This is a genomic window from Limnohabitans sp. (assembly GCF_046052765.1).
Classification (GTDB): domain Bacteria; phylum Pseudomonadota; class Gammaproteobacteria; order Burkholderiales; family Burkholderiaceae_C; genus Limnohabitans.
The window spans coordinates 1-6,298 of record NZ_JAVLFQ010000050.1 but is presented as its reverse complement, the minus strand read 5'-3'; the positions used below and the strand labels follow the sequence as shown (position 1 = coordinate 6,298).

Annotated in this window: 9 protein-coding genes; all 9 read right to left on the bottom strand. The window is 48.5% G+C overall.

The window, feature by feature from the left end; all coding sequences use genetic code 11:
* The coding region (locus tag AC9UG7_RS06290; RefSeq protein WP_509585698.1) for a heavy-metal-associated domain-containing protein at window positions 1–297 on the bottom strand (297 nt) is incomplete at its 3' end.
* 13 nt (window positions 298–310) lie between these two features.
* Complete coding sequence (locus AC9UG7_RS06285; protein ID WP_509585696.1) at window positions 311–964, bottom strand: hypothetical protein; 654 nt, start codon at window positions 962–964, stop codon at window positions 311–313.
* A gap of 17 nt (window positions 965–981) precedes the next feature.
* Window positions 982–1,317, bottom strand: coding sequence for a copper-binding protein (locus AC9UG7_RS06280; protein WP_509585694.1), 336 nt, complete (start codon window positions 1,315–1,317; stop codon window positions 982–984).
* 28 nt (window positions 1,318–1,345) lie between these two features.
* A complete protein-coding gene (locus AC9UG7_RS06275) occupies window positions 1,346–1,867 on the bottom strand; it encodes a cupredoxin domain-containing protein (protein ID WP_509585700.1) in 522 nt (173 codons plus the stop codon).
* 32 nt (window positions 1,868–1,899) lie between these two features.
* The gene (locus tag AC9UG7_RS06270) at window positions 1,900–3,312 is read right to left on the bottom strand and encodes a multicopper oxidase family protein (protein ID WP_509585692.1); all 1,413 of its coding nucleotides are present in this window, start codon (window positions 3,310–3,312) and stop codon (window positions 1,900–1,902) included.
* Between the two features lie 12 nt (window positions 3,313–3,324).
* Window positions 3,325–4,752, bottom strand: coding sequence for a TolC family protein (locus tag AC9UG7_RS06265; protein ID WP_509585690.1), 1,428 nt, complete (start codon window positions 4,750–4,752; stop codon window positions 3,325–3,327).
* Window positions 4,752–5,060 carry a hypothetical protein gene (locus AC9UG7_RS06260; protein ID WP_509585688.1) on the bottom strand — a complete coding sequence of 103 codons (309 nt, stop codon included), beginning with the start codon at window positions 5,058–5,060 and terminating at the stop codon, window positions 4,752–4,754. Before AC9UG7_RS06260 ends, AC9UG7_RS06265 begins: the two co-directional genes overlap by 1 nt.
* A 93-nt stretch (window positions 5,061–5,153) precedes the next feature.
* Window positions 5,154–5,549 (bottom strand): hypothetical protein, encoded by a 396-nt coding sequence (locus tag AC9UG7_RS06255; RefSeq protein ID WP_509585686.1) that lies wholly within the window; start codon window positions 5,547–5,549, stop codon window positions 5,154–5,156.
* Window positions 5,550–5,757: 208 nt separating this feature from the next.
* Window positions 5,758–5,970, bottom strand: a complete 213-nt coding sequence (locus tag AC9UG7_RS06250; RefSeq protein WP_509585684.1) for a YgaP family membrane protein — start codon at window positions 5,968–5,970, stop codon at window positions 5,758–5,760.
* Between the last annotated feature and the right edge of the window lie 328 nt (window positions 5,971–6,298).

Here is a 6,298-nt window from a genome sequence, read left to right as displayed (position 1 = left end):
CTCGGCAACTGATTGCAGCACAGTCTCGATCTTGACCACGTCGTAGCCAGCATCAACGATCTCTGCAGAGATGGCCTTGGCGTCGAGCACTTGGCCGTCCTTTGCTTCCACTGCAACAGTTTTCTTCTTTAAGTCCACGAAGACTTCCTTTGTTGCGCCCATTTTGGCAAGACTTTTTTCGATACCTTGCGCGCAGAAAGAGCAAACCATTCCGTTAACGGTGAATTTCATACTGGTAGCGGCCATGGATGAAATTGCAGTTATGCCCATTGCTAAGGCGATGACAATTTTCTTCATCGAGATACTCCTGTTAAAAAATATACATAAAGTTCATTCGAGCTTGGGATGCGTTATTCACCCCAAGCTCCACGAAATAGCGGTTATGAATCAGTCGCAGCATGGGCGTGACTTCGGTCTTATCCGTAAGCCCTTGCATGCGCCTGACCTCTAAGATGAACCAAGGTTGCGTTTGGTCGTAGTCCACCTCGTAAAAAGAGAATCCGGCTCGTACCGAACCAAAGTCGTGGTTGAGTCCCTGGGCTCGGTAGAGTCTGGCTGTAGCCGAAGCATAGATGCGGGTGGTCTCATAATCGACTTGTATTCCCGGCGAGATCAGTATCTTTGAGCCAGAAAAATCGTTGCCTGTGATATTCCCGATACCCCCGATGAACCAAATGTTGGCCTGGGACTCAGGCATATTCCAGCGCCTGGCCAGTCTCGTGTAGATGGCTTCCGTGAATTGGCGCGTCTTGGTGCCGTCGTCTGAGCGCATGACCAATGCTGAGGCTCCTGCGCCGTCTCGTGCAGTGAGAGCATAGTTAACAAAGACCTCCTGCCAGTTTGGACTGATGTCCCCCATAGACATCCAACTGTCTTTGAATCCCATCGGTCCACTCAATGCAGAAAGCGAGCTCAAAGCACCAAGCGCACCGATGACGATCTTGACAGGAAGGTTTAGCCTCATCAATCAGCCTGTATGAACTACTTGGCCAATTGCATGCCAGTGACAACAAAGGCGCCGTCTAATTTTTCTGCAGAAAACTTAACCTTATCGCCTGCGTTGAATGCTTCCAACAAAGCGGCATCGCGAATTTGAAAAACCATGGTCATGCCAGGCATGTCCAAACTTTTGATATCGCCGTGTTTGATCGTCATCTTTTTGTTATCACGATCAATCTTTTTGATCTCGCCATCGGCCATGTTTTCAGCAGACACCGTACCCACCGCCGAGTGGGCTTTGTCTTGGGCATAGACTGTTGGAAAGCAAAAAGAAGAAAAAACCAGTAAGGCTACGTAAAGATATTTAGAAAATTTCATAAAGTATTCCTAAAAAGAATTAAAAAAATCAATGGTTGTGATCAGATTCATGGCCATGGGTATTGCCCTTGGCTTTGCTAACTGTCACGCTACCAGCCATGCCTGCGTCGTAGTGGCCTGGTTGCAAGCATGCAAAATTAACTTTACCCGCTTTTGTAAACTGCCAAACGATCTGACCAGATTTCCCCGGTTGCACCGTTACTTGGTTCTCATCGGCATGCTCCATTTCAGGATTTTTTTTCATTATCTCAGCGTGTTCTTTCAGTTCATTTTCCGTACCCATAACCATTTCGTGCTTCACCTTGCCTGAATTTTTAACAATCAGTTTGATCGTTTCACCTTGTTTGACCATGATGCTGTCGGGTGCGAACCGCATGGTGTCAAGCATTTCTACTGTGACAGTACGCTTGACATTGACGGCTTTACCGGGTTTACCGATAGCCTCTGAGTCCGAGTGCCCGCCTGCGTGATTGCCATTGGCAAAACTCAAAGGGGCGATTGATGAAAGCAAAAATGCCGATACGGTTGCAACGATAAATTTAAATTTCATGGAGTTTCCTTTACTGAGGATTAAAAAGAGGATCAATGACCAGCGTGGCCAGAGGGTTTGCGTATTTGTACTTCAATATCCTTTTTGGATGGTGTTGTAAACGGCATTGATTGACCGCTTTCAGCTTTAAAGCGTGCAGGCTCAACCAACTCGCCGGTCCACTCAAAAGCCACACTGCCGGAGGGATGCTTGTACCAATCGGGATTTTCATAATTCCCCGGTTTTTGCTCTTTGCGCACCTTCAACACGGAGAACATGCCGCCCATCTCAACGCCACCAAAAGGACCTTGGCCCGTCATCATGGGAACCGTGTTGTCAGGAATTGGCATCTCCATCTCGCCCATATCTGCCATACCGCGTTCGCCCATCACCATGTAGTCGGGTATTAAATTAGCGATTTTTTTCGCTACCCCCCTGTGGTCTAAGCCAATCATGGTGGGTACATCGTGGCCCATGGCGTTCATGGTGTGATGGCTTTTATGGCAGTGAAATGCCCAGTCCCCTTCTTCATCAGCCACAAACTCAATTTGACGCATTTGCCCGACGGCCACATCGGTGGTGACTTCAGGCCAGCGTGCACTTTTGGGTATGGGACCGCCATCCGTGCCAGTGACCTGAAACTCATGGCCATGCAAATGGATCGGATGATTGGTCATGGTGAGGTTGCCGAATCGAATGCGTACCTTGTCGTTCAAGCGAACGTTCAAACTGTCAATGCCCGGAAAAATACGGCTGTTCCATGACCATAAATTAAAGTCCAGCATGGTCATGATTTTGGGTGTGTAGCTGCCCGGGTCAATGTCGTAGGCGCTGAGCAGAAAACAAAAATCACGCTGAACCTCATCAATAAGAGGATTCTTCTCTTTAGGGTGAGTGACCCAAAAACCCATCATCCCCATAGCCATCTGAGTCATCTCGTCAGCGTGCGGGTGGTACATAAAAGTTCCGGGACGTCGCGCTATGAATTCGTAAACAAAGGTCTTGCCTGGTTGAATAGATTTTTGTGTCAGACCAGACACACCATCCATACCATTAGGCACTCGTTGACCATGCCAATGCACGCTGGTGTGCTCAGGAAGTTTATTGGTTACAAAAACACGAATACGGTCACCTTCAACAACCTCAATGGTTGGTCCCGGGCTTTGACCGTTGTAGCCCCATAGATGGGCTTTCATGCCGGGGGCCATTTCGCGCACCACAGGCTCTGCTACCAAATGAAACTCTTTGACGCCTTGGTTCATGCGCCAAGGCAGTGTCCAACCATTGAGTGTGACCACGGGGTTGTAAGGTCGACCCGTGTTGGGGACCAATGGCGGCATAGTGTCGGGCTTCGTTTGAAGGACGGGCTCTGGCAGAGCGGCCATGGCCACTCGACTCACCGCAGCCGCTGCGATCGCACTACCAGCAATACCGGCAGTTTTAAAAAAATCTCGTCTTGAATTCATGTCTTTCCCCATTCAGTGGCCAGCAGCCGTATTGCTTGTTGTGCTGCTGATCTCAGACACCCCAATAGATGTTGGACGCCCAATGAGCGTGGCTTGCAACGCCGCATCTGCTAACCAGAACTGTTGCTCTGCTGCAATAGCGGCGGTCACTGCGCCGATCTGGTCACGCGAATCAGCCAGTAACTCAAATACGCCAATGAGCATGCCGTTGTACCGAAGTACGTTTTCGTCTGAAATGACCTTGCGCAGCGGAATCACCTCATCTTTGTAATGCACAGAGATGTCGTACGCAGTTCTGTAAGCAGCATAGTTTTCACGCAAAGAAGATCCAGCCGAAAGAATCGTGGATTCAAGTAAGTTGGCGGCAGCCAAAGTTTGTGCGTTCATGACGTCCCGCTGCATATCGCCCCAATCGAAGATGGGTAATTTCACGCCAACCTCATAGCCACGCCTTGAACTAAAGGAAGAAGTGCTGCTGTCCGCTACGCTGCCACGCCTCACAGAAAGCTCTATGTCCGTCAAACTCGTTACCTTGTTCAAGCCCTGCGCTTTGGCCGCAGCATTCAGGGCAGCTTTTGCCTGCTGTATGTCGAGTCGCTCTTGACTTACTTGTTTAGCAACATCCTCTGGTGTCATCGGTTGCTTTGGAAGGTTGGGCAACCTCTCAGGAAGAGACATTTGTTTTGCTTGTGCCTCGTCCAAACCCAGTAATCTCACTAACTCCTCTTTACGTGAAACAGCCACTTGTTTGGCTGTTGCCATTTGAGTAGCCGCGTCTGCATAAAAAACCTGATGCCTGGCGCGGGTCAGTTTGTTGAAGTTGCCGACCGATTCCATTCGTCTGGCCAGTTCAGCACTCACCTCTGCGCTGGCTAGCACTTGATCTGCGTATTTGTAAGACTGCTCTGCTGCAACTGCCTGAACCCACGCTTGACGTACAAGAGTGACTTGATCCACCACCTCGGCGGTCATACGGATCTGAGCCTGTTCAACTCGGTCTTTTGCTATCGCCGAGCGTTGAGGCAAAGTAATCAGGTCCAGCAAGCCAAATCTGAAGAAACGATTCAACTCGGTCTCACTGCCTGTCACAACACTTTCAAAAGCGAACGTCGGATTTGAAATACGACCCGACTGCGCTGCACTTGCCGCCTCGGCCCAGTTTTGTGCCAGCAATGCTTGGAACGCAGGACTGTTTGCCAATAGCAATTGGACAGCTTCTTTTTGACCCACAGGCTGGGCTAAAAGCTGAGTCGTTGCAGCAAGACGCCTATCACGCTCTTCCTTGTTCTTTGCAAGATTCAGCTCGTTTTGCGCGAAGCCATTAGCGTCTCGGTTCACCCTGCCTAAACCCTGGGTCAAGTCATAACTGGTACAGCCTGACAACCCAATAACCGCTGTGACAAACACCAATGTTTTGATCTTTTTGAATTTGAAGTTCATCAATGAGCTCCATTAGAAGGATTGGCAGAAGAAGGCTTAGTGTCCGTGTCCTTTGCTATTTCTTTTGCGTACTCGCGCCAACCACCAATATCTTTCACTGTGTCATTGGCCTGTTTCCAAGTTTGTATGTCGGAAGCGGAGTAGCGCTGGTAGTTTTGAAAAGAAGACTGATAAACCAATTCGATAGGCTTTTCAGCTCTAAATACTTCAGGTTTTATTTCAGACTGAGTAAAGGCATTGCCTGAATAAAAGCAGGTAAGCAATACAACATAAGCCAGTTGACATGACTTGGGAGATTTGATAAACATAAATTCCTCGTTAACCATGAATAAAACGTCTCGTGATGTCTACGCATCACAAGAACGAATGCAATTCACGCAGCCGATAGGCTGCTCAATTGCTTAGGCAAGGAATGAACGTGGAGGTCGTTCTAAATTGAAGGGGGAAATCACCCCTGAGAGCATATTGTTAGTCGCAATAAAGGTGCTAACTGCTTGATTAAAGACCAGGATCAACGGAGCAGGCAACAAGGCGGTTCCAAAACAGCATTGTGCGCAGGTGCTGCATTTTTGGCTCTTGCTTTTTGCAACCTCTGCTTTGGATGTTTGATGATCCGACGATTTGGATCGATCGTGATGATGATCCGCTACTTGGTGGTTTGAATGATCAGCAGTTTCATAACTAACCGTAGAAACCGTACCACTACCGTGACAGAACATTTGATTGGCTACAGCCATGCCTTGCAACGGAATTGCAAGAAAAAGCAGAAACATAACTAATAATTTAGCAACTTTCACAACTTAATCCTATCAGGATTAGTGTTTTGCGTAAAATCCCCTAACTGTCACACACGCCGCAAAAATACAGTCTTTGTTACGGTTAAGCCATTTGGGGGGATACGTAGCGCTGAAAGTATCACCCGCCTTGGTTATGAATTTAATCTGCTAACGGTTAACACGGACAGCCGTGCCAGCACAACAGGTTCGATAGCGCAAATGTTTCGTGTCACTCAGCAGGGGTTTCGGGATGGGTTTTGATGGCACAGGTGCTGAAGCCAAACAAGGTGTAAGGCATGCAAATGCCCACGACACCGGTGGCCAAGACGATCACGCCCAGCCACGCCCATGGCCCCAGCATGCCAGTAGCCGCCAAGATGATCAGCGCCAATCCGGCGATGATGCGGAGAGTGCGGTCCATGCCGCCAACGTTTTGAGTCATGATGATTCCTTGAAAGGTTGTGGGTCTGGTTAAGCCTTGACCAAGGAACGCAGACCCAACGCGCCAAATCGGGGGCTGACATCGCCTCAGGCTGCCGGCCAATATCTCATAGGGAATTTCTAGTTGAATTGATTTAGATCAAATCTAGGAGACATTGAGATCAGTTATCGATCAAACAGACTTTTTATTTCGCCAATTGCCCATACCCTCTAGTGTTGCAAGCATTTCGTTTGCGACTACAAGAGGATCACAATGACACGTCTTTTAATTTCTCGAATTTCGAGTTTCACATTGTTAGCAAGTGCGTTTTTATTTGTCGCGGGTCCTG

Bases quoted from the DNA above. Each gene is read 5' to 3' on its own strand.
- AC9UG7_RS06285 (WP_509585696.1), bottom strand. From the start codon at position 964: ATGAGGCTAAACCTTCCTGTCAAGATCGTCATCGGTGCGCTTGGTGCT.
- AC9UG7_RS06280 (WP_509585694.1), bottom strand. From the start codon at position 1,317: ATGAAATTTTCTAAATATCTTTACGTAGCCTTACTGGTTTTTTCTTCT.
- AC9UG7_RS06275 (WP_509585700.1), bottom strand. From the start codon at position 1,867: ATGAAATTTAAATTTATCGTTGCAACCGTATCGGCATTTTTGCTTTCA.
- AC9UG7_RS06270 (WP_509585692.1), bottom strand. From the start codon at position 3,312: ATGAATTCAAGACGAGATTTTTTTAAAACTGCCGGTATTGCTGGTAGT.
- AC9UG7_RS06265 (WP_509585690.1), bottom strand. From the start codon at position 4,752: ATGAACTTCAAATTCAAAAAGATCAAAACATTGGTGTTTGTCACAGCG.
- AC9UG7_RS06260 (WP_509585688.1), bottom strand. From the start codon at position 5,060: ATGTTTATCAAATCTCCCAAGTCATGTCAACTGGCTTATGTTGTATTG.
- AC9UG7_RS06250 (WP_509585684.1), bottom strand. From the start codon at position 5,970: ATGACTCAAAACGTTGGCGGCATGGACCGCACTCTCCGCATCATCGCC.